Here is a 25,844-nt window from a genome sequence, read left to right as displayed (position 1 = left end):
TCGATGGGATATAAACCCATCGAACCTCGTCGGCGGTCCGAGAGTGCGGAGCGGATTGAACGTTCCGCGAATCGCATCGTATCTTTCTCTGCTTTTGGTTCGAGATGCCCGCATCGGATAAGGGCATCGAACCGTGGTCGTCCTTCGGCGGGATGACCCCCGAAGGCACGTTCACATTCAATCCGAAGTGTCCTGTTCCACTTAAGGGCATCGGATTGGGCGTGTGGCGAACGTCCGAAACCGCAGGACGCCGCGTACATCACTACCGAGTACCCGGTTACGTTTAAGACCGTCGAATCGGACGCCGAGTGAGAGTTGTTTTCACCCGTCGTGACCAGAATCGTGACGGAGGCTCGGCAACGCGTAGGCGGAAACGGGCGACGACGGTCGAGGACCCCTATCGAGAGGTCCGAGGCGAAGTCGTGTTTCCGGACAATGGTGTGGGCCGTGAAGCAGTCGAGGTTCAGAGAACACGAATTACCGCAGGCGTTGGTGAGTCGCGTCTGCTTTCATCGTCGAGTACGGATAAATCGTTACCAGTCTCAAGAACTCCTTCCGTCAGAGTGGTAGCGTACCCAACGACGACCGACAACGTGTCGGCACATCGTTCGGAAAGCGGATTCCCCCCGCGAACAATCCAGACGTTTTTACGTGTCTGGAACAGTTACAATGTATGAGTGAAAACACAGGGCGTCGGAATCTTCGAATGCCCGATGACGACGAACTCTTCGGGGTCGTAACCGAACACAACGGCGGCAACCACGTGCGCGTCCAGTGCGAAGACGGCAAAAACCGGATGGGCCGGATTCCCGGACGGATGAAGTACCGAACGTGGATCGAGCAAGGCGACACCGTTCTCGTCGAACCGTGGGACTGGCAGGACGAGAAAGCCAACGTCGAATGGCGCTACACCCAGCAGGACGCCGACCAGCTCCGAGCCGAAGGCCACATCGACTAATCCGCTCGACGGTAAGTAGCAGAGTTCCTTTTTCGCGCGTAAAATGCGACCGACGAGCGCGGCGTCTCTACAGTTAGCGAATGCGAAAGGCAGACGCCACAGAATACGCGTAATTCGTCTAGTTGAGAGAGCACCGGCGGACTGGTCTCGCCCGGATTTTTCGGGGAGAGAACCGAGTACGAGCGGGCCGAGTCAGTCGCCTCGTCGTCCGGAACGCCGTAGTACGCGACGATGGCTTCGCTAGCGTTGACGAGCGTGTTCGCACCGAGCAGGCCGACGCGCCGTGACCGAGCGCGGCCGAGAAGACGTTCACCACGAGCGCGATGAGCGCGCCGAGGAGGGGACCAGCGAGAATACCCACGAGACCGGTGAGGTTCATGTGGACGCCGCCACAGATCGGGATGTTCAACTGGAAGATGACGAAACTGCTCGAAAAATCGGGAGTGTCGTCAGATTTCGCCCATCGTGTCCTGTTTGCGCATCAGGTAGAGGAAGTACGGCCCGCCGACGAGACCGGTGACGATACCCACCGGAATTTGGACGGGACTCAGCGCAAGTCGTGCGCCGACATCGGCGACCACCATCAGCGCCGGGCCAGCGAAAATACAGCCGATGACGAGTTTCTTGTAGTCGCTTCCGACGATTGTCCGGACCATGTGCGGGACGATGAGACCGACAAAGCCCACGATGCCAGCGACGGCGATGCTCGCCGAGGCCGCCAGAACCGCAACGCCCGAGAGTGCGAACCGGACCTTCTCGACGTTCATCCCGAGCGAGCTCGCCGTGTTCTCCCCCAACAGCAGGACGTTCAACTGGCGCGAGGTGACGACCGCCAGCACCACGGCGACGGTACTCCACGGCAGGGCCATCCGGACCTGCTCCCAGTCGGTGCCGGTCAGCGACCCCGTGGTCCACGCGATGGCGCTCTGGACGACGCCGATGTCGTCGGCGAAGAAGAACAGCGCCGTCTGGAGGCTCCCGAACACCGTGCCGACGATGACCCCTGCGAGGACGAGTCGCACGGGACTAGTTCCGTTCTTCCACGCGATTGCGTAGACGACGAGGAACGCGGCCGCACCGCCGAGAGAGGCGATGAGCGGCAGGAACGCCGACAACCCCGAGAAGACGACCAGCGTGAGGAGAATCGCCAGTCCCGCGCCCGAGGAGACCCCGAGAATAAACGGACTGGCGAGTTCGTTGCGCGTGACCGCCTGAAAGATAGCTCCCGAGACGGCGAGATTCATCCCCACGAGCGCGCCGACGAGGACGCGAGGGAGTCGGATGTTCCAGACGATGAGACTCTGTTTGCTCATCTCGGGAAGCTCTGCGCTGACGATGAGCGAGTCCCACGCCAGCGGATTCAGCAGGGCGTCAGTGTTCAACTGCCCGCCGAGCAGGAACGTCTCCCAGACTCGCGGGTCGAACAGCACGTCCGGATTGAACACGGCCTGCCACGCCTCGACTATCGTCATCGAGAACGCGCCGAAACTCACCTGCGCGAGACCCCCGAGGACGACCACGAGCAGACTGCCGAGACAGAGTGTGAACAGCGACCCGTCGAACCACTCGACCCAGCGACCGAGGCGCGACTCCGTAGCCGAGTCGTCGGAGCGTTCGCTCGTCATACTCGCTGGTTCCCCCCCGTACCCTCGACCCCTCCGCTTTCGGTCTCTCCCTTGGTCTCGATTTCGCGTGCGCGCTCGACGACGAGTTCGTCGTCGATATGGTCGAGCAGGCGTCGCTGGCCACGTTCGGCCCGCGCTTCCATCTCGTCGTCCGAGAGATACGTCGCCAACCGACGGTCGATGTCACGCTCGCGCAAACGCGCCCACTCGGCGTCGTCCGCGTCAGAATCGTCCGCACCGCTGTCTTCCACTTCGAAATCGTCGGGTCGCCGGTTGTCGTACCACTCGCGCCACCGGTCGCGGTCGGCCCACTCCTCGTCGCGCGCCGCCTCCCGGCGCATCCAGTCGTAGTGCGTGGCGATGGAGTCGGGAAGACCCTCAGCGCGACGAGTGTCCCGAACGACCGCGAGTCCGACGCGCGCGCCTCGACCAGCGGCGACGATGGCCTGCCGGTCGGCGGCGTCGGACGGGGACGCGACGTAGAGTCCGTCCACCGGCGTCGTCCCGTCGCTATCAGGGTACGAGCGGTCGAATCGTTCGATTTCTTCGCCATCGTGGTCGTACGTCTCGAACATCTCCCCGTCGTCGAACGAACGAAGGTACTCGCCGTCGTACCGCGTGGCCGCGACGACGCGGCGGGCCGAGACGCGCCGACCCTCTTGGGTCTCCACGACGAACCCCTCGCTTCCCTCGGCGGGCACCACCGACTCCACGAGGTCTTCGACCAGTTCGCATCCGGCCGCCGCGAGGTGGTCACCCAGTAGCCCGTAGAACGTTTCAACGTCAACGCCCGCGGGGAAGCCGAGGTAGTTCTCCAGATGAGCGCACCGCTGAATCGAGGAGCGCCCGCAGTCGAACACCACCGTGTCGAGACCGTAGCGACCGGCGAAGACCGCGGCCGAGCTTCCCGCCGGTCCGCCACCGACGACCACTACGTCGTAGTCGCGTTCGCCGTCCGCGTCACGGTCTTCGCCGCCTGCATCACTGGCATCACCGTCCGCGTCACCGCGGCCGACGCTCCCGTCGTTTGTACCGCCGGGCATCGTCAGAAGTCTCCGTTCACGATGTCCGCGACCCGCTGGGGGTCGAAGAGCGTTTCGTCAGCGTCGTACAGCGACCGAGCGAGACGGTCCGTGACGACGAGGTTCGTGATGGGACCCTGATAGAGCGGTCCAGCACGGTACACGTCGTCGTTCTGGACGGCGGTGAGTTCGCTCGCCACGGTGTCTTCCTCCATGAACTCGACGACCGTCTCTCGGAACTCCGTCTCGGACTTGGCTTCCTGTCCGCGGACCAGTAGCACTTCGGGGTCGATATCCAGTAGCGTCTCGAAGTCGATAGCGCCGCGGCTACTGTGGAAGTCCTTGAGATTGCTCGTGGCGAGAGCGTCTTTCACCTTCAGGTCGCGGAGGTGCTTGAAGCTCGTGCCCTCGTCGATGACGTACGGGTAGAACTCCTCGGGTTGGTCGCCACCGCCCCAGATGACGGCGGCCGACGGCCGCTCGCTCCGGCCGGGGACGACCGGCGCGAGGCGCGCCTGAAACTCCTCGTGGAGTTGCTCGAACGCCTCGAAGCGCTCGCGGCGCTGGAACACGTCCGCGAGTTTCTCGAAGGCTTGGTACAGCGTGTAGTATCGGTAGTCCTCGTGCCACGCGTACCCGCGCGAGAAGATGCTATTGCCGAAAAACGGTGCGACTTGCGTACTGATTTCCTCGATGTCCGACTGCTCCCAGTTCCCGCGATTCAGCAGGAAGTTCGGGTCCGCGACGTGAACGTCCGCGTCGAGTTCGTAGAACTGCTCCTTGCCGACTCCGCCGTCGCCCCAGAGCTTCTGAATCGAACTCTTGTCAACGCTCACGCCCGGAATGTCGTCGTAATACTGCGTGTGGTAGCGACTCGGAAGCCAGATGCCCTCGGGCTGTTCGACGCCGAGCGCGACACCCATGTCCGCCCAACTGCCGTTGTTTGCGACCCACGTCTCGGGGACGCCCTCGAACGAGACCTCGCCGACCGGCTCTATCGAAACCGAGTACGACTCGCTTTCGGTCGTGGTTTCATCCTCCGAGGACGTTTGGGTGGTCTCAGAGGTGGTGGTCGCGGTGGTCGTCTCCGAGGTGGTGGACTCGGGAGTCGATTCCGAACCGGACTCCCCGGTACAGCCAGCGATCAGTCCGCCGCCGACGACGACCCCACCGTACTTGAGATATTCCCGTCGCGTCGGTGCGCTACGACCGTCTCTTTCTCTAGACATATGTTTTAGGCCTGCCTAAAGAATAAAGTCAGTTTCGGTTTTTAGGCAAGCCTAATTGCTGAGTATTGATAACACGACTCACGTTTTTCGAGGCGTCGTCTGCCTCACGCTGTCACCGGGTGGCTCGACGAGTCTGAAAAACGCCATGCGCGACACCCGAACCCTGAGGGACTTTTTCGACGGGGAGTACGAGTTCGACGAGGAGGCGTTCCGCGAGGACACCATCGAGAACTTCCCGCGACCAAGATTCTGCGACCCCGGAGCTGACGCCGTCAGAGGACGCGAAACACACGAACCGTGTCGCGCTTGCCGGGTTCACAGAGCAGTTGTGCGACGCCCAACTCCGAGAACTCCTGTTTCCAGTTGCGATGATAGAGCGGGAAGTCGTCGTGGACGAGGCTCACCTCGGCACCCTCGCGGCCGCGCTGTGGACTGTTGCCCTCGTTCTCGGCGGTTATCAGCAGGTCGGCACTGACGCGCGCTAACTCCTCGAACACGTCGGCGTTCTCCGGGGGAATGTGCTGGAGCGTCTCGACGGAGTAGACCACGTCGAACTCGTCGTCCGGAAACTCTGGCACGATGTCCTCGATTGCGCCAGCGTGAAACGTCCCCGTCTCGGCGAGTCGCGGGTAGTGGTCGGCCATCACGTCGAACGAGTCGTCGTTGATGTCGATACCGGTGAGGTTCTGATAGCCCTCCGCCAGCAGGTTGGCGAGGTGTCGCCCGGAGCTACAGCCGACCTCCAGAATCGCGGCGTCTCGGGTCACGTAGTGGTCGAGGACTGCGGCGAGGGTCTCGGACATCTCGTTCTGTCCGATGTCGGCGTAGTACGAGGGCGAGAACTCCTCCGAGCGATCCGCCCAGTACCGGTGGCTCTCCTCCGGGTCCGTCTCGTCCGGTTCCATACCCGTGGCTACCGGGTCCGGGAGTAAAGAGTGCGCGGAGTCGAACGCGCCGAGGACGCTCGTTCTTCTCTACGCCGTCGCACCGGACCCACCATTCGGGCGACCGACGAAGCGATAGACGAGTCGCTTGACGGGGTGGGCTACTCGTGGTCCTGCGACCCAATCGGGCAGCGCGCTCCCGCCATGCATCGCAATCGCTCCGCTTCGTTTTGGTCGGTCGTATTCGCCCGGAAACGTTGGCCTGCCGGGAAGCAAACCGGTGGAGCGTCAGCGCTCCCGGACGCGCATCGGCATCCCGTCGCGGGGGTGCATCGTCAGCGTCGGCCGCAGTTCCGGTTCGGCGTCGCGGGCGTATTCGAGGCGATACCGCTGGGCGGTGCGCGCGAGGATGAGTTTCGCCTCCAGTTTGGCGAGGTGCTTGCCGATGCAGTGGCGCGGGCCGCCGCCGAACGGGAAGTACGCGAAGCGCGGCCGGTCTCGGTCGCGGGTCCAGCGGTCCGGGTCGAAGCTATCGGGGTCGTCCCAGTAGCGTTCCGAGCGGTGCATCGCCCACTGGGAGAGCATGATGGCGCTCCCCTCGGGGATTCGGTACCCCCCCAGTTCGACCGGTTCGGTCGCCTCGCGGAACATCGTGTACACCGGCGGGTAGAGGCGCATCGCCTCGTCCACGACTCGCTCGATGTAGTCGAGGTCACCCACGTCGGCCATCGTCGGCGGGTCGCCGCCGAGAACGTCGTCTATCTCGTCGTGGACGCGACGCTCGGCCTCGGGGTGCTGGGAGAGTAGATACCACGTATAGGTCAGCGTGAGCGCGGTGGTGTCGTGACCAGCGAGCAGCATCGTCATCACCTCGTCGCGTATCTGGCGGTCGGACTGCTCGCCGCGGTCCTGCGCGCGAAGCAGAATCGACAGCAGGTCGTCGGGACCCTCGTCGCTCTCGGGGTCGCCGTGGGTGCCGCGGCGCTCGGCCACGATGTCGTCGATGACGCCCTCCATCGTCCCGACGGCGTTCCGGTACTCGCTGTCGCCGGGCATCGGGAGCCACTGGGGCGCGGCGAACCTGACGGGGTCCGGTTCGAAGCGCGCGCCGAGCGGTTCCAGCGCCTCGCGGATGGTCCGCACGCGCTCGTCGTTCAGGTCGGTGCCGAGCATCAGGTCCACGATGACCGCCAGCGTCACTTCCGTCATGTCCAATTCCGCGTTGATGACCTCGCCGTCGGTCCAGTCAGCGATCAGGTCGTCGTTGTGAGCGACGATATCGTCGGCGAACCCCATCACTCGACGCATGTCGAAGGCAGGGTTGGCGAGTTGGCGCTGTTCGCGCCACGTCTGGCCCTCGCTGAGGAGCAACCCCTTCCCGAGCAGGTCGCCGAGCGCGTCGTTCTGGAAGTCGGGCTTGCGGAACCGCTCTGCCTCCGAGACCAGTACGCGCTCCACGTCCGAGGGGTCGGTCAACAGGTACGTGTCCAGCGGGCCGAGGTCGAACTGGACGACGTTACCGTACGCCGATTCGAGCGCCGACAGAAACCGGAAGGGGTCGCGGGCGTACCGACGACTGCTACCGAACAGCGGTTCTCCGCGCGGACCGGGCGGTGACGAACTCATGACCCATAGTTAGGAGCGAAGCGGGATGAACGTAGCGGCGAAACGAGCGCGGTAGCCGAGAAACCGGCGACCGTCTCGGTGGCGAGCGACCGACTCAGCGACTACGCACAGCGAATCGACTCGGCAATCGTGACGAGTTCGGACTTCGGGAGCGACCCCGCGACCGAGTAGGACTTTCCGTCACAATTCCACCGGAGGATACCCGTCGAACCGTACTCGGCGTACGAACCGTCGTGGTCGCCGATAGCGACTGTCTCGTCGTCGCCGTCAATCGTGGCGGTTCGGTTCGATTGTGTCACCGAGAGCTTATCGGTCCCGTTCTGGTAGGTCAACGATGCCGTGGCGTTGTCGCCCATGAAGGTCGTGCGAACCGTCTCCAGTTCGTAACCGTCGGGGACGCGCTCGGGTGCCGTCACGTCGAACGAGACGTTCGCGTCGGCTTGGGCGACGGTGTCGTGTTCGTGGAGGTCGGGCATCTCGTTCTCCACGACTTCGGCGTCACTCGGCGGGTCGAACTCGAAGGTGTCGTCCGGCACGTCGGCGTCAACCGTCAAGTTCGTGAACGTCATCGTCGTCTCGATGGTCTCGTTATTGAACGACGAGACCGAGTGGCGCTTGACCGGGAACCACGTCTCCTTGTCTATCCACAGCGTCATCTCGTCGGTGAACTGCGCCGTCGAACTGTCGTTCTTCGGGGTGAGCGAGAGGACGTAGGCACTCCGGTCGCTCACGCTTTCGGTCCCCTCGTAGGAGACGTTGTAGTTTTCGAGGAAGTTGTCAATTATCGACTCGTAGTCCGGGGTGGCGTTCTGCGCGCCGAACCCGGAGAGATTGGACTTCCGAACGGTGTTGTCCGTACCGTTGTACATCCACATGGTCGAGCCGTTCGAGACGAGAATCGTCCCGTTCATCGACTCTGGTGCGGAATACTCATAGCGCAGTTCGTTGCCGGACTGGTTTGCCCAGACTTCGGCCGTGGACGTGCTGGTCTCGTTACCCATCACGACCTCGGTCGTCACCGTTCCGGTGTAGGTGCCGATCTCTTCGTACTTCTGTTCGACTTGCTTGCTAATCTCCTCGGCGGACTGGTCCTGTCCGAACTCCACTGCGGAGCAGCCGCTGAACGCGACGAGAAGGACCACCGCGAGGGCGGCGAGCGTCCGTGATGATGGCTGGAGGGCCATAGTTTTCGTTCGGTTCCGCTAACATATATATCTATCTTCAGCCGCATCGATAAATACAGCGAGAAACTGGCGACGCCCTACTCCCCGGAACGCAGCGGTCGGTCGTCGAGGAGTCCGGAGAGTCGGCGTTCGACGACGGCCAGCGGTAACTCCGAGGTGACTGTCCGCTGGGTCACGCCGAACGTCTCGACGGTTCGGTGTACCGGGACCGACGACGCGCTTTCTCGCTCGAAGAGGTAGCCGTAGGCGGCCACTTGGAGTTTGTAACGCCGTCGCGTCTCCGGGGTTGTCTCCGCGAGCGAGATTTTCGCGTCGGTGACGTATCGCTCGCCGGAGGGCAGTTCGAGGACGAAATCGGCCTCGCCGTGCATCTCGACTTCGACGCCCTCGACTTCGACCAGTCCGTCGATGGGCGTCTCGACAGCGACGCTCTCGGCAGTCCGGAGTCGGTCCCAGAGGTCCGACGCGAGGAAGTCTTCGAGGACGTACTCCTCGAAGAAGGTCAACAACCCGGCGCGTTCGGCCTCGCCGATTCGCGCCTCGCACTCGCGCAGAGCCTCATCAAAGGCGGCCTCAACTTCCTCGCCCGTCGCGCGGAGGGCCGACTCGGAGACGCCGCGCACGACGAGTTTCGTCAGCACGTCGTGGAGACACGACCCGACGGCCTCGGGTCCGAGTCGGTCGAATCGCAGGGGAAGATCGTCGGGCAGATCACCGGCGTCGGTGTGGAGCGACCCGCCGAGCAGGTGGTCGAGGACGTATCGGTCGGGGTCCTCGGTCAGTTGGTACATCGTGCTCGGCTCGACGAATCGGGGGACCCACGGCGCGAGTTCGTCGCGGCGGGGCGGGGTAACCGCCACGTCGGGGTCAGGGAGTGACTTCTCGGCGTCGGAGTGCGCGAAAAAGTCCACGTCGTTGACCCCGACTTCCACGGGCGTCGCGTCCGGTTCGTCTTCCACCGATGTTCCGCCCGGCCCAGCGTTCGGGGATGTCTCGGCAGATTCGTCTCCGGCAGGGTCGAACGCGTACGACTCGGTACAATCGTCGGCGAACCGGAGACCGTCCCGAACGGCGTCGAGCCATCTATCTCGCGGTCGGTCGTCGGGCATCGACCGAGGAAGCGCGACGACGAGGTGGTCGCGGGCGCGAGTGAGCGCGACGTAGAGGAGTCGCCAGAGTTCGGCGCGCTCGTTCGCCGCGACGCGCTGGAGGCGCGCCGGGCCGACCAGCACGTCACGGTCGGCGGCGTCGGTCACGGTGTCACACCAGCGCGCCGACGCCCACCGGAGTCCAGCGTCACGCTTCCCGGAGCCGCCGGAACCGCCCCACGGCGGGCCACCGTCGTCGTCCGACTCGGCGGGGGCGTAGAGGCTACCGACTCCCGGAAGCGAGATGTCGCCAGGAACGTCGGCGTCCGTCGGCGGGGCAAGACCGGCGACGCCCCCCTGCGCGACGAACCGCTGGTCGTGGGGACCTCTCGACCAGCTGTCGAAGCCGGGGTCCGCGAGGACGACCACGTCGCTCTCGTCGCCCTTAGCTCGATGGACCGTCCGGAACTCCACATCGTGGTCCGTGTCGGCCGCGCTCGGCCGGTCTGGACCCTCAGCGGGATTTTCTCGGAACGGCGCGACGAGGTCCGCAAGCGTTCGCGGGTCGAATTGCTCTCCGGTCTCCCATCCGGCGATTGCCTCCGCGAGCGCGTCGAGGTCCGCGACTCGCTGGCGGGCGTCGAGGTCGCCGAATCGGTCGTGGGGGTCGGCGCGGAGCGCGAGCGCCTCGATAACGTCCTCGACGTAGGTCGCGGCCGGTCGCCGCTCGAAGTCGCCGCGCCGGTCGCGGAGTCGTCGGAGTCCCGCGAGCGCGTCGCGCTGGGGGTCGGTGAGCGAGTCGGGTGCGTCAGTGCAGGAGTTAGGGCCGTCAGTGAGCGAATCGTCGAGCGCACCCTCGTCGGCAACGGCGTCGAGGTCCCAGTCGTTGCTCTCGAAGGTCGCTTGGAGGTCTGCGAGTCCGAGATGCGACTCGGCGACGAGCGCCGCGGTTCGCTCGGGGTCGCCGGGTTCGACCAGCCACTCGCAGACCGCGAGGACGGTTTCGACGGCCGGGCTATCGAAGAGGTTCCCCGTCGCGTTCCACACGCGAAGTTCCTCGGCGGCGAACGCCGCCTCGTACTCGCTCATCCGGGTGCCCCGCCGGAACAGCACGGTGATATCGAAGGCGTCGCCGTCCTCATCGGTGAACGTCCCGTCGGCGAGTCCCTTCGAGAGGTACCTCGCCAGAATGTCGGCCTCGCCGGTTCCGTCGTCAGGACTGACCCACTGCGACGAACCGGGAGACCCGAGGCCGCCGAACGACGCGACGTGAACGCTCGCGTCGTCGGTGGCGTCGCGGGCGGGGTCGAGCGACGGGTACGCCACGTCGAGGTCGCCGACGTTCCCACGCGCGGAGTCGGTGAAAATCGGTCGGGCGACGGCGTCGATGGCGGCCGCGATTTCGGGGACGCACCGGTACGTCGTCGTCGCAGTCCGACTCTCGTGGGTGTCCCAATCGACGCCGAGATACTCGCCGTCGGCGACAGCCGACTCGAACAGCGTCGGGTCGGCGTGTCGCCAGCGGTAGATGCTCTGGAGCGTGTCTCCGCAGACGAACACCCGAGCGTCGGGACCGACTAGATGCGAGAGCGCGGCGTGCTGGACCGCCGAAACGTCTTGGGCCTCGTCCACGAGGAGACTCCGGATGCGCCCGGCGTACCGCTCGCGGAGGCGTTCGCGGGCGTCGTCGCATCCACCGAGTTTCCCCTCGAAGTATCGGTCAACGAGATACGCGGCGTCGGTGTGCGAGACGACGGCGTACTCCCGCAAGTTCTCGCGGTACGCGCGTCGGTACGCGTCGAGGACCGCGCGGAAATCCTCGACGCGCGCCCGCCACTCGTCGTGCAATCGCTGGTCGGCGGCGACGGCGCGCGCTCGCTCCTCGGCGTCGAGGTCGTCGGACGCGGATTCGCTCGGTCGGTCGCCCGCGCGGCCGCCCACGCATCGGTCGATGGCGGCGGCGATGTCGGCGAACGACTCCGTGGGACCCTCGGCGTAGACGGTCTCGACCGTCCGTTCGAGTTCGGCCGCGAACTCGGGCGTCGAGAGTCGGCGATTGCGACAGTACGCGACCGCCCGTTCGAGCATGTCCGCGGGGTCGTCCTCGTACTCGTCGTCGGGGTACGCGGCTTCGAGTCGGTCGAGTCGCCCGGCGTAGTCCGGGTCCGTCCGGACGCGCTCGTAGCACTCGGCGTGAACGCGCTTCAGGAGCGCGTCGTTGCCGACCGCTGGCGTCTCCTCGAACCCGACCGCTCGGGCGATATCCTGCAACACGTCGTGCAAGAGGCTATCTATCGTTCCGGCGAAGGGCGCACGCCGGACGCGCTGAATCAGGAACGACAGTTCGGCCTCGGTGACTCCCTCGGCCGCGGGAACGAGGTCGTGTTCGACGAGTTCGCGCAGTCGCTCGCAGACCGACGGCACGATGTCGGCGGCCTCGTCACGGTTGAACGAGACGACTGCGACGTGCTGGGCGGGCGTCCGGTCCCCGTCGGCGTATCGCCGGAGTACGTCCTCGGCGGCGACGTGATGAGCGACGACCGACTTGCCCGACCCCGGCACGCAGTCGAGCGCAAATAGGCCCGAGTCGTGGTCGAAGTACGCGTCGCGGATAGCGCGTTGGGCACCAGCGAGTCGAATCGGCCCTTCGCTCATCGGTCTCCCTCCGTTCGGTCGTCGCTCGTCTCGTTGCTTCCCCCTTCGTCTTCTGCCTTGCCACCTCTCACTTCGTCGGAGAACATCCCCCGAATCGCGTCCGGGAGTTCACGGTCGGAACCCACGAGTCGTCGCCGGTCAGCGTCGGAGACGGTTTCGAGGTCGAGACGGGCGAGAAACGGTGACGGGCGTTTCTCGTCGCCGTCAACGCTCTCGGTGTGACGCGTCACGACGAGACCGTTTCGGGCGGCGCTGAGCGTGTCGGCGAACTGGTCTCGGTCCCGGCCGTCGGTCCACGCGGTCCGGGGCGCGAGATTCGCCGCCTCCCCGTCGCCGGTGAGAATCGCCTCCTGTAGCTCCGAGGGAACGGTGCTGTCGGTCTCCTGTGGCCACTCGCCGTCGGTCAGGCCGACCGCGACGACGTACGGAATGTCGAGCATCCAAACGTCATTAGCTTCCAATACGTCGAGCGCGCGAGCGTTGGAGTGTTCGCGCCGACCGGGGCGCTGCGTGGCAAGCAGACCGCACAGGTCCGCGACGCTACTCCACGCGGCGTCGAGCGTTTCGCCTTCGAGACGGTCGGCGTACTTCTCGCCGACCTGCTCGACGAGATCCGCCACGCGGACCACGGCGCGAGCGTCAGTTTCGGTTTCCATGAGCGCGGGCGAGTCGTTCGCTTTCGTCACGGGAAGTCCGACTTCCTCGTAAGCCGCGACGACACTGTCGAGGACAGAGACGACGGTCTCTGGCGTCGGGTCGGGACGCTCAGTCACCCACTCGGCGAAGACCGCGAGCCGGTCGTCGATTTCTGGGGTCGCTTGGAACGTCTCACACCACGCCTCGACGGGGCGATTCTCGCTCGGAACCGCGCGTCTCGCCGTCCGAAGCACGGCCGGGTCGAGCGGCCAGTCGGCTTCCGACGCCGACGGCGGTGCCCATCGGTGTTCGAGCGGCCGAAACAGCGTCTCGGGGTCGGGTTCGTCCGTGTCCAGAAGTTCGCATACCGACTCCACGAGCGCGTAGGGGCGCGTCCGCGTGACTCGGAGTTGGGTCCAGAACACCGGAGCGACGCCGTACTGCACCGCGGCGCGGCCGAGCGGTTCCTCGTAAGTGTCGAGGTCGCGCACGACGACCGCGAGGTCACGAATCGGTACGGCCCGGTCACGGAGCGCGGCAACCAGCGCCATCGCGGTCCGCGCCTCGGCGCGGTACGTCGTCGCCACTACCTCGGCGACGGGCACGTCCGGCACGTCGAGCGGTCGGGAGAGGGCGAGCCTCTCTGGTCTCATTCGAATATCACCGCGCCGGGGTCGGCCACGTCGAGCAAGTCGGGGATACGCTCGGCGAGATAGTCGCCAGTTCCGCGTCGGAAGTGTACGTGAACACCTACGTTCGTCTCGTCGAGGAGTACACGGAGAACGTCGGCCTGCGTCGCGGAAACGCTACTCACGCCGACGAGCGAGACGCACTCGATGTCGGGATACGCGTCGTTCCACGCGGACCCGTCCGTGGTCCCGATTCGACGCGTCGCCCGTCGCAGGAGTTGCACGTTCGAAACCGCTCGTGAGGACCGACAGCGGAGCGCGCGCTCGATACCCACCGCGAGGTCGATCAATGCCGTCGAATCGGCGTCTATCGGTACGGATAGTTCGTCTGCTGTACCCCGAAGGGAATCCATTCTCTCGGGGTGGTAGTTCGTCACGGACTCCACCTCCGACCGAAGCTGTTCGACGGTCTTCGGGTCGGTCGTGACGTTCGGAATCCGAGGGCGGTCGCTCGGCGACGCTTTGCCGTCCTCGTTCAACAGTATCGAACGGAGTACCGAGAGACGGTCGATGCGGTCGAGCGCATCTGTCGATTCCCCGACCGCTCGAAGCACGCGACGGGCAACGTCGGCCGGGTCGGTGAACTCGAACGCATCCTTCGGTAGTCGGTCCTCCCGAAGCCGTCGCTGGAGGTTTCGACGGTGTAGCTGTACCGGTGCGAGTACGAGGTCGGTGGATGCAGAGGTGTGGCCCGCACGCTCTAACAGTCGGTCCTCCTGCCCGATGTGGAGGGTCAGGTCTCGAAGGTCCGGGTCTCGGTGCGTCTGTCCCATCGCTACAAGCCTACTGACGGCAAGAAAGTGTTCGAAGCGGTGATAGTTACAGTCGAAATCTTGGTCACGTTCGGTACGGAACTCTCTCCGCGCTTCAAAATGATTGTTTCGGTCACTGTATCTCGACAGATGGGTTGAACGACAGTGAGCATCGTCGCGTTCGAAATACAAAACCCCCTTCAGGACTACTTCCTGAAGAGGGTGACAGTATGAATGGTAGGCGGCGAATCGGATTTCCCAGAGGCTCGCGCACTCCAGTACTCCCCGAAACGCAGGCGGGCTTAACTTCCGTGTTCGGGATGGGTACGGGTGTTTACCCCACCGCTCTGGCCGCCTTAACGCCGACTCGCGGAATCGAACCGCGAACAATTGTCCAACGTCGGTAGCTCGATGCAAACGACCGTATGTGTTTTGTGCAATCCAGTTTGCGCCTGGACCCGATGTAATCAATCGGGCGCAGTGCGGTGATGAATGTGTGGCTTGACCAGTTAGTGCTCGCGGACTCAACGCCTCGTTGCCTCGGCGCGTACATCCCAAGTCTATCGAACTCGTCTTCTACGAGCGGTCTCAGATGGTATCTCTTTTCCAGGTGGGTTTCGAGCTTAGATGCGTTCAGCTCTTACCCCGTGATGCGTGGCTGCCCGGCACGCGCCCTTTCGGACGACCGGTACACCAGTGGCATCCAATCGGAGTTCCTCTCGTACTATACGATCGTTCCCGTCAGATACCGTAACACCCCCAATAGATAGCAGCCGACCTGTCTCACGACGGTCTAAACCCAGCTCACGACCTCCTTTAATAGGCGAACAACCTCACCCTTGCCCGCTTCTGCACGGGCAGGATGGAGGGAACCGACATCGAGGTAGCAAGCCACTCGGTCGATATGTGCTCTTGCGAGTGACGACTCTGTTATCCCTAAGGTAGCTTTTCTGTCATCTATCGCCCGCATCAAGCAGGCTGATAGGTTCGCTAGACCACGCTTTCGCGTCAGCGTCCCGCGTTGTGAAGGACACTGTCAGACTTCCTTTTGCTCTTGCGCTCTGTTCCGCGTTTCCGACGCGGATGAGGAAATCTTGGGGCACGCTCGATATCTTTTCGAGCGTGTACCGCCCCAGTCAAACTGCCCGGCTACCGGTGTCTTCCTCCCGGAGTGAGGGTCACAGTCACTGACGGGTAGTATTTCAATGCTGGCTGGGTGGTCCGCTAGCGCGGATACCTCTGTAACGCCTCCTACCTATGCTGCACATCAGCGACCGTGTCCCAGCGACAGCCTGCAGTAAAGCTCTATAGGGTCTTCGCTTCCCCTTGGGGGTCTCCAGACTCCGCACTGGAACGTACAGTTCACCGGGCCCAACGTTGGGACAGTGACGCTCTCGTTGATCCATTCATGCAAGCCGCTACTGAAGCGGCAAGGTACTACGCTACCTTAAGAGGGTCATAGTTACCCCCGCCGTTAACAGGTCCTTCGCCCCGTTGTACCGGGTGTTCAGATACCTGCACTGGGCAGGATTCAGTGACCGTACGAGTCCTTGCGGATTTGCGGTCACCTATGTTGTTACTAGACAGTCGGAGCGTCCGAGTCACTGCGACCTGCTCCTATCCGGAGCAGGCATCCCTTATCGCGAACTTACGGGACTAACTTGCCGAATTCCCTAACGTCGGTTGCTCCCGACAGACCTTGGCTTTCGCTGCCAGAGCACCTGTGTCGGATCTCGGTACGGACGCTATACTCCCTTTTCACGGGCCCTAGGTAACATCAACTTACGCTGTCTCCAGCTTCGTTCGCTTCGTGCCATTACGGCTTCCACGAAGTTCCTGGATTCGACCGGGCGAAAACCCGGCTTGATGGTTCCCAAGGCGTCGGTTTTGTTGTATAGCGGCACAGGACTATTAACCTGTTTCCCTGTTGTCTCATTCGAGTTGCGGTGAGACTTAGGACCGGCTAACCCTCGGCTGTTCAGCATTGCCGAGGAACCCTTGCTCGTCAGGTCGTCGGGGTTCTAACCCGACTAACGCTGCTACTATGACCAAGATTTTCGTTCCCGGTCGGTCCACGCGAACTCTCGCCCGCGCTTCCATCCGAACGGAATGCCAACCTACTCAGTTACGGTGTTATCCGTATGGCCAGGTCTCGGTGGTAGACTTGAGTCCCGATCATTTTGGGCGCCTCAAACCTCGGCCGGTAAGCTGTTACGCTTTTCTTAGAGGGTAGCTGCTTCTAAGCTCACCTCCCGGCTGTTTAGGGCTTGAGACCACCTTCAAATTACACTTAGTCTACACTTTGGGACCTTAACCCAGCTCTGGGTTGTTCCCCTCCTGGTGCACAGGCTTACCCCGCACACCGGAGTCCCTGCGTCGACGGCGTTCGTAAGTTTGGAGTTTGACAAGGGGACCAACTCCTCTCGGAGTTGGTTCCCCTAATCGGTCGCTCTACCTCACGAACTACCTCGACAGAGGTCATGCTTCGACATGTTTCGGTTGGAACCAGCTGTTGCCAGATTCGATGGGCCTTTCACCCCTACACGTAGGTCACGGGAGGGTATTGTAGGACACCATCCCTAACAGGCCTCCACGTGCCTTTCGGCACGCTTCACCTTGCCCACGCGTAGATCATCTGGTTTCGGGTCGCATCCGCTTGACTCCCCGCCCTTGAAGACGGCGGCCCTCGCACAAAGTGCTGCGGCCATGTTGGTTTCCCTATGCCTACCCGGATGAACCGGTTAGGCTCGCCAATCAGATGCACTCCTTGGTTCGTTTTTCAAAACGTACGATGAGACACCGGCTCCCTGCAAGTCCTACTGCGAGTTTGCACTCGTCTCGTTTATTGCAGGGCCTTTCGAGCCTCATCGCTCGATCGCCAACTGATTTCAGGCTCTATTGCACCTCCCTTTGTGGGGTGCTTTTCAGTGTTCGCTCACGCTACTTGTTCGCTATCGGTCTCGAGTCGTGTTTAGTCTTCGCGGTCGATGCCCGCGATATTCACAAGGAATTTCCAATCCCTGTTACTCTGGAGCTGACGCACACCGTACTAGAACTGAATACGGGGCTTTCACCCTGTATCGCGCTCCGTTCCAGAAGACTTCTTCTGTTCGGTCGGGTGCTGCAAGTCAGTCCGAAACACCACATTGCCCGTGAGGGCTTCGGTTTGGACTGTGTCGGGTTCACTCGCAGTTACTAACGACATCTCTTGCGATTTCTTTTCCTGCCGGTACTAAGATGTTTCAATTTCCGGCGTTCCCTATTGCGCAAGGCAATTGCTAGGGGATTCCCATTCGGAGATCCTGAGTTCTTCGCCTCCGTGCGGCTCCCTCAGGCTTATCGCAGCTTGGCACGTCCGTCATCGGCGCTCGAGCCGAGCCATCCACCAGCTGGCACAGTAGCCACGCTGTTGGTAAACATCGCACTGTGACCCGGATTGACTGCATCGGATCCAGTGGACGCCTGGATTGCACGTACATACGGTCGTCATCGTCACGTCCTACAGGTGGTGTAGGAGCGTGCATCGAACCCTTCCTACACGCGCTCTCACGGTGTAGTGCATCGGTTAGTGTGGATTGAATCGTTGCGCCGTCTTCCACTTAAGGAACACGGTTTAATTCGCACCACGGCATGGACCCACTGGGATTTGAACCCAGGGCATCCTCCTTGCAAAGGAGGCACTCTACCACTGAGCTATGGGCCCACCTCCCCATTCAGGGAGGTATGAATATTAGCCCTGGCAGTTCGAAGGTGCCCGACCACCGAAGCGGTCGAAGTCGTCGAGGAACCCTCGCGTGTCCGTCACAATGACGGACGAGTCTGTGGGCCATCCCCGTCGGGGATGGTCCCGTGCGTTAGGAGGTGATCCAGCCGCAGATTCCCCTACGGCTACCTTGTTACGACTTAAGCCCCCTTGCGAAGCCCAGATTCGACCCGGGAACCGGGCCTCATCCGGACCTCACTCGGGTGCTTTGACGGGCGGTGTGTGCAAGGAGCAGGGACGTATTCACCGCGCTCTTCTGAAGCGCGATTACTACCGAATCCAGCTTCATGAGGGCGAGTTTCAGCCCTCAATCCGAACTACGACCAAGTTTCAGAGATTACCGCCCTCTCTCGAGGTTGGAACCCGTTGTCTTGGCCATTGTAGCCCGCGTGTAGCCCAGCTCATTCGGGGCATGCTGACCTACCGTTGCCCGTTCCTTCCTCCACGTTAGCCGTGGCGGTCTCCCTAATGTACCCAGCCACCACAAGGGTGCTGCTGGCAATTAGAGATGCGGGTCTCGCTCGTTGCCTGACTTAACAGGATGCCTCACGGTACGAGCTGACGGCGGCCATGCACCTCCTCTCTGCAGCCTCAGGTAAGCTCATCACACTGACCTTCATTACTGCAGTCGGAGCTGGTGAGATGTCCGGCGTTGAGTCCAATTAAACCGCAGGCTCCTCCGGTTGTAGTGCTCCCCCGCCAATTCCTTTAAGTTTCATCCTTGCGGACGTACTTCCCAGGCGGCTCGCTTCTCGTCTTCACTACAGCACAGCGCACACTCGTAGTGTGCGTCATACTTAGCGAGCATCGTTTACAGCTAGGACTACCCGGGTATCTAATCCGGTTCGTGACCCTAGCTTTCGTCCCTCACCGTCGGGTCCGTCTTCCTGAGGCGCTTTCGCCACCGGTGGTCCGTCCAGGATTACAGGATTTCACTCCTACCCCGGACGTACCCCTCAGGTCTTCCGGCCCCAAGCCAGCTGGTTTCCGCCGGACGCCCACACGTTGAGCGCGTGGATTTCCCGACGGACCTGTCTGGCTGGCTACGGACGCTTTAGGCCCAATAACAGCGGCCATCACTTGGACTGCCGGTATTACCGCGGCGGCTGGCACCGGTCTTGCCCAGTCCTTATTCTTGCACCACCTTACGGTGCAGAAAAGCGAGGACTATATGCCCTCGCACTCGGAGTCCCCTTATCGCACTGTCGTGCAGTGTAAAGTTTTCGCGCCTGCTGCGCCCCGTAGGGCCCGGAATCTTGTCTCAGATTCCGTCTCCGGGCTCTTGCTCTCACAACCCGTACCGATTATCGGCACGGTGGGCCGTTACCCCACCGTCTACCTAATCGGCCGCAGCCGCATCCTATAGCGCTAACGCATTTCTGGCTCTCGACACTCCAGTCTGAGAGTCGTATCCAGCATTAGCCTCAGTTTCCCGAGGTTATACTGGTCTATAGGGTAGGTTGGCCACGTGTTACTGAGCTATCTGCCACGAGTATGAACTCGTGCGACTAGCATGGCTAAATCGGACTCCGATAGCAATGGCCTCCGGCAGGATCAACCGGAATGGTTGCCGAGCACTAGTGGCTCGGTGGGTTTCTGGCGGAGACACATATATCGTGTCTATCTTCTATGGTCCGTCAGTTCGACGACTCCAAACCAAACCGTTGGTCGGGTGTCACCGAACTGCCAGGGCTAACATCAGATTCCATCGTGTACGGCGGACCGCAGGGGTGGAATCCTCATCTTCTTCGGACCTGAACGTTGGCGTCGATGGGTTATAAACCCATCGAACCTCGGCGGCGGTCCGAGAGTGCGGAGCGGATTGAACGTTCCGCGAATCGCATCGTATCTTTCTCTGCTTTTGGTTCGAGGTGCCCGCATCGGATAAGGGCAACGAACCGTGGTCGTCTTTCGGTGGGAAGACCCCCGAAAGCACGTTCACATCCAATCCGAGTACCCTTTTACACTTAAGGCCGTCGGATTGGGTGCGTGTTCGCCGTCTCGAATCGCACGACGACGCGTCCACCCAACTCGACTGCACCAGTACAGTAAAGGGCAACGAATCGGAGCTAATTTCGAGAAACAGCGTAGACGCCTTAAAAGGCGTCGATTTTTCGCCGTTTCCCGGAGGCCCAAACCACCAGACCTCGCGTACATTGCAACGAATGGCCGAGATACACTTAACACCGTCGAACTGAATCTTCTTCGAGGTGCAATGACGTGACACGCCAATCGCTCGATTTGCCGTACGAGGTAGCGATAACTCTCGGGTTAGTGCGAGAGACGGACCGAACAATCGTACGCCTCGTTCCGGCGAGTGGGTCTTCTGGACGCAGAACGGCCGTTAACGAGCCGACAGCTGTGCAAGTGTCGCGTTCGAGACAGGCGTCGCTCGTGGAAAAGCGAAAACGGGTGAGTTGTTTCCGGCCGCGTTACTCATCGAGGTGCTCGATACCCTGCTTCGAGACGTTGGCTTCGGTGATCTCGCCCGGCATCCAGTCAGGTTTGTCATCAGGTGCGGACTCGTGCCACGCCCAGCCTTCGTAGATATGTACCTTGTCGGTGCCTTTCTCTCGAAGTCGAATTTCGGTTCGGTCCGCGGCGTCTTCTGACGACGCCGGACTGAGACGACGGGCCGCCTTCAGTGCGGCCTGTCGCGGAGTGTTTCCTGAGAAGACACTGCTCTCGTCACCGCTCGTTTCTCGAAGCGCAAAATTCCGTTTACCGTCTTCACGTACCATGATTTTTCCTCCATGACAATCCAGCACAGGACCCACTATAAATATATCGCCGATATGAGCCGTTTTGGTCGTAGGTTTTATATACTATATTCGTCCCCTCGGGCGTTTTTCCCGGCAGTTCGAACCAGCCGTGGAAGTCGAATACGGGAGTCGAAGTCGGTGAGAAACGGCGGCTAGTGTGAGCAGCGAGTCGGCCGGTAGAAAACACTTAAGTATAATCTGGGGCGAACTTACGCGCACGATACCGCGATGGTACGGAAAAAGAAGCTTAGCCCGAGTGGCGCAAAAGGCGAGGACGGCGAGTATCACAACGTCCACATCAATCTTCACGAGGACGAACTCGCCGTCGCTGGCATGGACATCGGCGACGAGGTGTTCGTGCGCGTCAGGGAAGACAAAATCATCATTCAGAAAGCCGACAAAGACGAGGTCGAACACGAATTCTAAGGTGGAACGAGAGACTTTTGCTACCGGAGTCTGGGTAAACGTACGATGAATGCCTACCAGTCGGTGAAACCACTTCTGTTCGGTCTCCCCCCGGAGACGGCCCATAGCGTGGTCCACGCGGGGATGCGCGCCGCGCAGGGAACACCGCTCACTGACGCGCTCCGAGCGCGATACGTCGTCAACGACGACCGACTCCGAGTCGAGGCGTTCGACCAGACGTTCCCCAACCCGGTCGGCGTCGCGGCCGGGTTCGACAAGAACGCCGAAGTGCCATCAACGCTGGCGAGTCTCGGATTCGGATCCGTCGAAGTCGGCGGCGTCACGGCCGATCCGCAATCGGGCAACGCCCGCCCGCGGATGTTCCGCCTCCGCGAGGACGAAGGCATCGTCAACCGGATGGGTTTGAACAATCACGGGGCGGACGTAGTCGGCGAGCGCCTCACGGGCGCGGACGTGGACGTTCCTGTCGGAGTCAATCTTGCCAAGACCGAACACGTTGCCATCGACGACGCCCCCAAGGACTACCGCTACACCTACCGGCGCGTCGCCGACGGCGGCGACTTCTTTGTCGTCAACGTCTCCTGCCCCAACTCCGAGGGGTTCCGCGACCTCCAGAACCGCGACTCGATGGAGGCCATCCTCACCACGCTGCTCGACGCGGGGGCGAGTCCGCTCCTCGTCAAACTCTCGCCCGACCTGCCGGACCCCGCCGTCGAGGACGCGCTGGACCTCGTGAACGAACTCGGTCTCGACGGCGTCATTGCGACGAACACCACAACCGACCGACCGGACACCCTCAAGAGTCACAACCGCGCGGAGGAGGGCGGTCTGTCGGGCAAGCCCATCGAGTCGCGGGCTACCGAGATGGTCCGGTTCGTCGCCGAGCGCGTGGACGTGCCGGTGGTCGGCGTCGGGGGCGTGTCCACTGCGGAAGGCGCGTACGAAAAGATTCGCGCGGGCGCACGCGTAGTGCAACTCTACACCGGACTGGTCTATCGCGGCCCGTCCGTCGCCCGCGACATCAACGAGGGCCTGCTCGACCTGCTCGAACGCGACGGCTTCGACTCGGTGGAAGACGCCGTGGGCGTGGACATAGAGTGACGACGCCGAAGAAATCAAAAGTGGAACGACGGACGCTATTCTAACGCGTCGAGTCGGAACTCGAACGCCGCGACCGGCAGTTCGAGGTCGTGTTCGACCAGCACCTTAGGGTGGAGTTCCCCGACGACGCCCGCGGTCTCGCCGTCCAGTACGACCGAGGCCGCGCGCCCGTCAATGAACGACGGATGGTCGGTCGCTGGCGTTTCCAGTTCGACGTCGAAATTACGCGCGATGGCCTGCAGTCGCGCCTTCGCGTCCTCGTAGGAGGCGTCGTGGCGCGCAAGCGCTCCGGCGACCGTCCGGCGCTCGGCGACACCAGTGTTCTCGCTCTCGTCAACACGGGCCGCGAGACCGATTTCCGCGAGGTCTTGCGGATAGCTTCGGTGGGTGTTCCGTTCTAGCACCATCAGCAGCGAGGGGAGCGCCCACGTCCGGAGCATGGTGTAGTCCTCGCTGTAGGGTTCGAGGATGGTCGCGGGGTCGTCCGCACCGAGAACGTCGCCCGCGGCCGCACCATCTGTGTCGGGGTCTGCCGACTCACCCGGCCGGGCGAGTCCCATTCGGTCGAAGTTCTCGTCCTCGTTTATCATGTGGAAGTTGAGCAGGTCCTCGAAGCCGAGTCCGACGAGAACCTCGCGGGCGGCGTCTTCGAGTTTCGACCGCTCGTGTCGGCCGCCGACCGTCCCCACGTCGGGGTAGCGCGGTTCGAGGTCGTTGAAGCCGTAGGCGCGGCCCACGTCGTCCACGATGTCGAGGGGGTGAAGCACGTCCACGCGGTAGGGCGGAATCTCGACCTCGTAGGCCAACTCGTCGTCGCCGACCTCCTCGGTTCGAGCGTCGAGACCCGACCGCTCCAGCAGATCAATAACCCGCTCGGCGCTCAGGTCGATGCCGAGCAGGCTCTCGATGCGCTCGTGGGTGACCGTCTTCTCGCGGACCTCGAAGTCGGGCCGAAGGAGGTCGCGGTCCGGATAGCTAACCGCGACTTCCTCGACTTTCGCGCCCCGAGCGTCGAGCGCGTAGCAGATGATGTTGCACATGTGGTCGATGGTCCACTGGTCGGTGCCGGTCAGTTCCACAAACAGGTCCCGCGACTCGGTCGAGACCTCGGTCCGGCGGCCGTTGATGACCGGCGGGAACGAGAACAGGCCGATGTCGTCGTAAATGGCGGGATACCGGTCGTACTCGGCGACGAGGTCGGCGTACGTCTCGCCGGTCGGATGCGAGCGCAGGACCTCGTCGGGCGTCATATCGGCGTCCGAGTCGAGCGGGACGAATCGGTCGCCGTCGGAGTCGATACCCCGGTAGACGATGGAGTTGCCCGCCTCGGTTTGGCCCTCCACGCTGGCGGCCTGCCCCTTCAGCATCGTCAGGTCGTGGATGCCGATGGCTCCCTTCGCGCGCTTGCGGCCCATCGTCGCGTGAAGTTTCTCCTGTAACTGGATGAGCGAGTCGAGCGCTTCCTCGTCCAGGTCCACGTCACGAATCACCGCGCCGGTGACATAGGGCCGTTCGTCGGGCACCGACTCCTCGACCTCGATGGTCCAGTCGGCGTCGTTGGTGCCCGGCACGTAGATGCCCCGGTCGTCGCCGTACTGGTAGCGCAGCGAGCGCGCGACGCCTTCGACCGAGAGGCGGTCGAGTCGGTCGGGCGCGAACTCCAGTTGGAGGTCGCCGTCCTCGGTCCGCCCCTCGAATTCGAGACCGAGGGCGAACATGTCGTCGATGAGTTCGTCGTCGCTCTTCTCGTCGCGGCCGGTCAGGTCCCGTAGTTCGTCGGGATTCACGTCTACGACTGGCATCAGTGTAGCACCTCCGTCTCGCGGAGCAGTTCAAGGTCACACAGCGTCCCGTGAACGTCGCGGATGTCCTCGAAGCCGTACATCAACATCAGCAGGCGTTCCAGCGCGAGTCCCCACGCCATCACGTCACACTCGACGCCGAGCGGAGAGAGAACTTCCTCGCGGAACATCCCCGAGTTTCCGATTTCAACCATCTCGCCGGTCGTCGGATGCGTGCCGAATAGTTCGAAACTCGGCTCCGTGTAGGGGTTGTAGTGGGGCTTGAACTCGATGTCCGTGATGCCGAACTGCGCGTAGAACTCCTCGAACGTGCCCATCAGGTCCCGCACCGACAGGTCCTCGGCCATCACCCAGCCCTCTATCTGGTAGAACTCCAACAGATGGGTCGGGTCGAGCGTGTCGTTTCGGTACACTTTCTCGACGCTGAAGAACCGCTGGGGCGGTTCCAACTCGCCGACTTCGTGGCCCGAGAGATACCGCATCGACAGCGAGGTGGTGTGTCCGCGCAGGTCGATTCCCCGCGCAACTTCCTCGGTCCACGGCGAGTGATAGCCGTCGCCGTCCTCGCCGACGCCGTTCCGGTGGGCGTCCTCGACGCGCGCCACCAAATCGTCGGGCAACTCGCCGATTTCGCGCGGGTTCTCCAGCGCGAACTGGTCCCAGTGGGTCCGCGCGGGGTGGTCCTGTGGCATGAACAGACAGTCGTTGATCCAGAACTCCGCGTCGGCGTGGGGACCCTCCATCTCCTCGAAGCCCATCCCGACCAGCGTATCCTTCACGCGGTTGGCGGTCTGGCGCAGGATGTGGGTTTTGCCGCCGTCGATGTTCTCGGCGTCGGCCTCGACGTTGTACTCGGCGAACTCAACGTCGCGCCACTCGCCGGAGGTCAGCATCTCGGGAGTGAGTTGGCCCACGGTCTCGGCCGTCTCGACGCCTTCCATCATCGCGGTCACGCCCTCGTCGGTCAGCGTCACCGACCGGACCGTCGATTCGGAGAGTTCTGCGAGTCCGCGACGCTCCAACTGCTCCAGCACGGCGTCGTCTTCGACCGACTCGGCCGCGTCGAGCGCGGCGAGGGCGTCGGCCTCAGCGTCAGACTCGGGGTCGGCGTCGGGGTCGGCGGTAATCTCGCCGCTCTCGATAGTGCCGTACCCCTTCCGGGCGTAGTTCGACAGGGCGATGTCCACCTGCGGCCCTTCGAGTCCGGACTGGCCGATGACCCGGCCCATCTGGACGGTCTCGGCGTCGGCCCCCGCGTCCATCGCGGCCTCGTAGAGTCGGACCTCGGGGAGACGGTCGTCGAGATACTCGCGCGCTTCGTCGGTCAGCGTCACGGTCTCGTCGGTCGCTTCTTCCACCGACACGAGACCTGCCGACTCCAACTCGAAGGCCGCGCCCGTGACCGTCTCGGGCTTGTGGCCGGTCTCGTCTGCCAGTTGGTCGATACTCCGTGCGTCGTTCGCGCTCGCGGCTCGTAACACCGCGGCCTGTGATTCGGGTAGTTTCATCGTGTTTGGAATCGTTCGTCGTCGGTCGGGTCGCTCGTTGTCGATACGTGTCCGTGCGCCCGCTTATCGTTTCTGAAGCACGGTCGCGCCGCTGGCCGACGACCGCGCGCGAGCGGTTTCGTTCCCGCCGGACT

The 25,844-nt window shown here is 62.8% G+C and carries 15 protein-coding genes, 1 tRNA gene, 3 rRNA genes and 2 pseudogenes; 4 read left to right on the top strand and 17 right to left on the bottom strand.

The window, feature by feature from the left end; all coding sequences use genetic code 11:
- Positions 1-673: 673 nt before the first annotated feature.
- Complete coding sequence (locus EP007_RS07125; protein ID WP_128476996.1) at positions 674-958, top strand: translation initiation factor eIF-1A; 285 nt, start codon at positions 674-676, stop codon at positions 956-958.
- Between the two features lie 218 nt (positions 959-1,176).
- Here EP007_RS07125 and EP007_RS18240 read toward each other — a convergent pair.
- The 4 genes and pseudogenes from EP007_RS18240 to EP007_RS07105 form a co-directional block, all read right to left on the bottom strand.
- Positions 1,177-1,391, bottom strand: a pseudogene (locus EP007_RS18240) (energy-coupling factor ABC transporter permease); the annotation flags it as partial.
- A gap of 16 nt (positions 1,392-1,407) precedes the next feature.
- On the bottom strand, positions 1,408-2,583 hold the full coding sequence (locus tag EP007_RS07115; RefSeq protein ID WP_128476995.1) for a FecCD family ABC transporter permease: 1,176 nt from the start codon (positions 2,581-2,583) through the stop codon (positions 1,408-1,410).
- Positions 2,580-3,626, bottom strand: a complete 1,047-nt coding sequence (locus tag EP007_RS07110; RefSeq protein WP_128476994.1) for an FAD-dependent oxidoreductase — start codon at positions 3,624-3,626, stop codon at positions 2,580-2,582. Before EP007_RS07110 ends, EP007_RS07115 begins: the two co-directional genes overlap by 4 nt.
- Before the next feature lie 2 nt (positions 3,627-3,628).
- Positions 3,629-4,834: an ABC transporter substrate-binding protein gene (locus EP007_RS07105; RefSeq protein WP_128476993.1), complete on the bottom strand. Its 1,206-nt coding sequence runs from the start codon at positions 4,832-4,834 to the stop codon at positions 3,629-3,631.
- Positions 4,835-4,937: 103 nt separating this feature from the next.
- Here EP007_RS07105 and EP007_RS18235 point away from each other — a divergent pair.
- Positions 4,938-5,102 (top strand): annotated as a pseudogene (locus EP007_RS18235) (FAD-dependent oxidoreductase); the annotation flags it as partial.
- Positions 5,103-5,106: 4 nt separating this feature from the next.
- Here EP007_RS18235 and EP007_RS07095 read toward each other — a convergent pair.
- The 11 genes from EP007_RS07095 to EP007_RS07045 form a co-directional block, all read right to left on the bottom strand.
- Complete coding sequence (locus EP007_RS07095) at positions 5,107-5,739, bottom strand: class I SAM-dependent methyltransferase (protein WP_128476992.1); 633 nt, start codon at positions 5,737-5,739, stop codon at positions 5,107-5,109.
- A 267-nt stretch (positions 5,740-6,006) separates the two neighbouring features.
- Positions 6,007-7,344: a cytochrome P450 gene (locus tag EP007_RS07090; protein ID WP_128476991.1), complete on the bottom strand. Its 1,338-nt coding sequence runs from the start codon at positions 7,342-7,344 to the stop codon at positions 6,007-6,009.
- 101 nt (positions 7,345-7,445) lie between these two features.
- Positions 7,446-8,528, bottom strand: a complete 1,083-nt coding sequence (locus tag EP007_RS07085) for an outer membrane lipoprotein-sorting protein (RefSeq protein WP_128476990.1) — start codon at positions 8,526-8,528, stop codon at positions 7,446-7,448.
- 77 nt (positions 8,529-8,605) lie between these two features.
- Positions 8,606-12,271 carry a UvrD-helicase domain-containing protein gene (locus EP007_RS07080; protein ID WP_128476989.1) on the bottom strand — a complete coding sequence of 1,222 codons (3,666 nt, stop codon included), beginning with the start codon at positions 12,269-12,271 and terminating at the stop codon, positions 8,606-8,608.
- A complete protein-coding gene (locus EP007_RS07075) occupies positions 12,268-13,560 on the bottom strand; it encodes a PD-(D/E)XK nuclease family protein (protein ID WP_208023572.1) in 1,293 nt (430 codons plus the stop codon). Before EP007_RS07075 ends, EP007_RS07080 begins: the two co-directional genes overlap by 4 nt.
- Positions 13,557-14,369, bottom strand: a complete 813-nt coding sequence (locus EP007_RS07070; RefSeq protein ID WP_128476988.1) for a hypothetical protein — start codon at positions 14,367-14,369, stop codon at positions 13,557-13,559. Before EP007_RS07070 ends, EP007_RS07075 begins: the two co-directional genes overlap by 4 nt.
- 215 nt (positions 14,370-14,584) lie before the next feature.
- Positions 14,585-14,707 (bottom strand): 5S ribosomal RNA (rrf, locus tag EP007_RS07065).
- Positions 14,708-14,839: 132 nt separating this feature from the next.
- Positions 14,840-17,758 (bottom strand): 23S ribosomal RNA (locus EP007_RS07060).
- Positions 17,759-17,979: 221 nt separating this feature from the next.
- Positions 17,980-18,051: transfer RNA gene (locus EP007_RS07055), tRNA-Ala, on the bottom strand.
- Positions 18,052-18,204: 153 nt separating this feature from the next.
- A 16S ribosomal RNA gene (locus EP007_RS07050) occupies positions 18,205-19,676 on the bottom strand.
- The 16S, 23S and 5S rRNA genes sit together here with 1 tRNA gene alongside, the layout of an rRNA operon.
- 867 nt (positions 19,677-20,543) lie before the next feature.
- Positions 20,544-20,852 carry a non-histone chromosomal MC1 family protein gene (locus EP007_RS07045; protein WP_128476987.1) on the bottom strand — a complete coding sequence of 103 codons (309 nt, stop codon included), beginning with the start codon at positions 20,850-20,852 and terminating at the stop codon, positions 20,544-20,546.
- Positions 20,853-21,101: 249 nt separating this feature from the next.
- Between EP007_RS07045 and EP007_RS07040 the strand changes: the two genes are divergently transcribed.
- Positions 21,102-21,299 (top strand): hypothetical protein, encoded by a 198-nt coding sequence (locus EP007_RS07040; RefSeq protein WP_115798291.1) that lies wholly within the window; start codon positions 21,102-21,104, stop codon positions 21,297-21,299.
- 45 nt (positions 21,300-21,344) lie between these two features.
- A complete protein-coding gene (locus tag EP007_RS07035) occupies positions 21,345-22,400 on the top strand; it encodes a quinone-dependent dihydroorotate dehydrogenase (protein WP_128476986.1) in 1,056 nt (351 codons plus the stop codon).
- 35 nt (positions 22,401-22,435) lie between these two features.
- Here EP007_RS07035 and pheT read toward each other — a convergent pair whose 3' ends face one another.
- Positions 22,436-24,202 carry a phenylalanine--tRNA ligase subunit beta gene (gene pheT, locus EP007_RS07030; protein ID WP_128476985.1) on the bottom strand — a complete coding sequence of 589 codons (1,767 nt, stop codon included), beginning with the start codon at positions 24,200-24,202 and terminating at the stop codon, positions 22,436-22,438.
- Positions 24,202-25,710, bottom strand: coding sequence for a phenylalanine--tRNA ligase subunit alpha (gene pheS, locus EP007_RS07025; protein ID WP_128476984.1), 1,509 nt, complete (start codon positions 25,708-25,710; stop codon positions 24,202-24,204). Before pheS ends, pheT begins: the two co-directional genes overlap by 1 nt.
- Positions 25,711-25,844 lie beyond the last annotated feature (134 nt).

The sequence above is a fragment of the Halorussus pelagicus genome, assembly GCF_004087835.1.
GTDB lineage: Archaea > Halobacteriota > Halobacteria > Halobacteriales > Haladaptataceae > Halorussus > Halorussus pelagicus.
The sequence above is the reverse complement of the archived record's forward strand: the minus strand, read 5'-3'. Positions and strand labels throughout refer to the sequence as shown.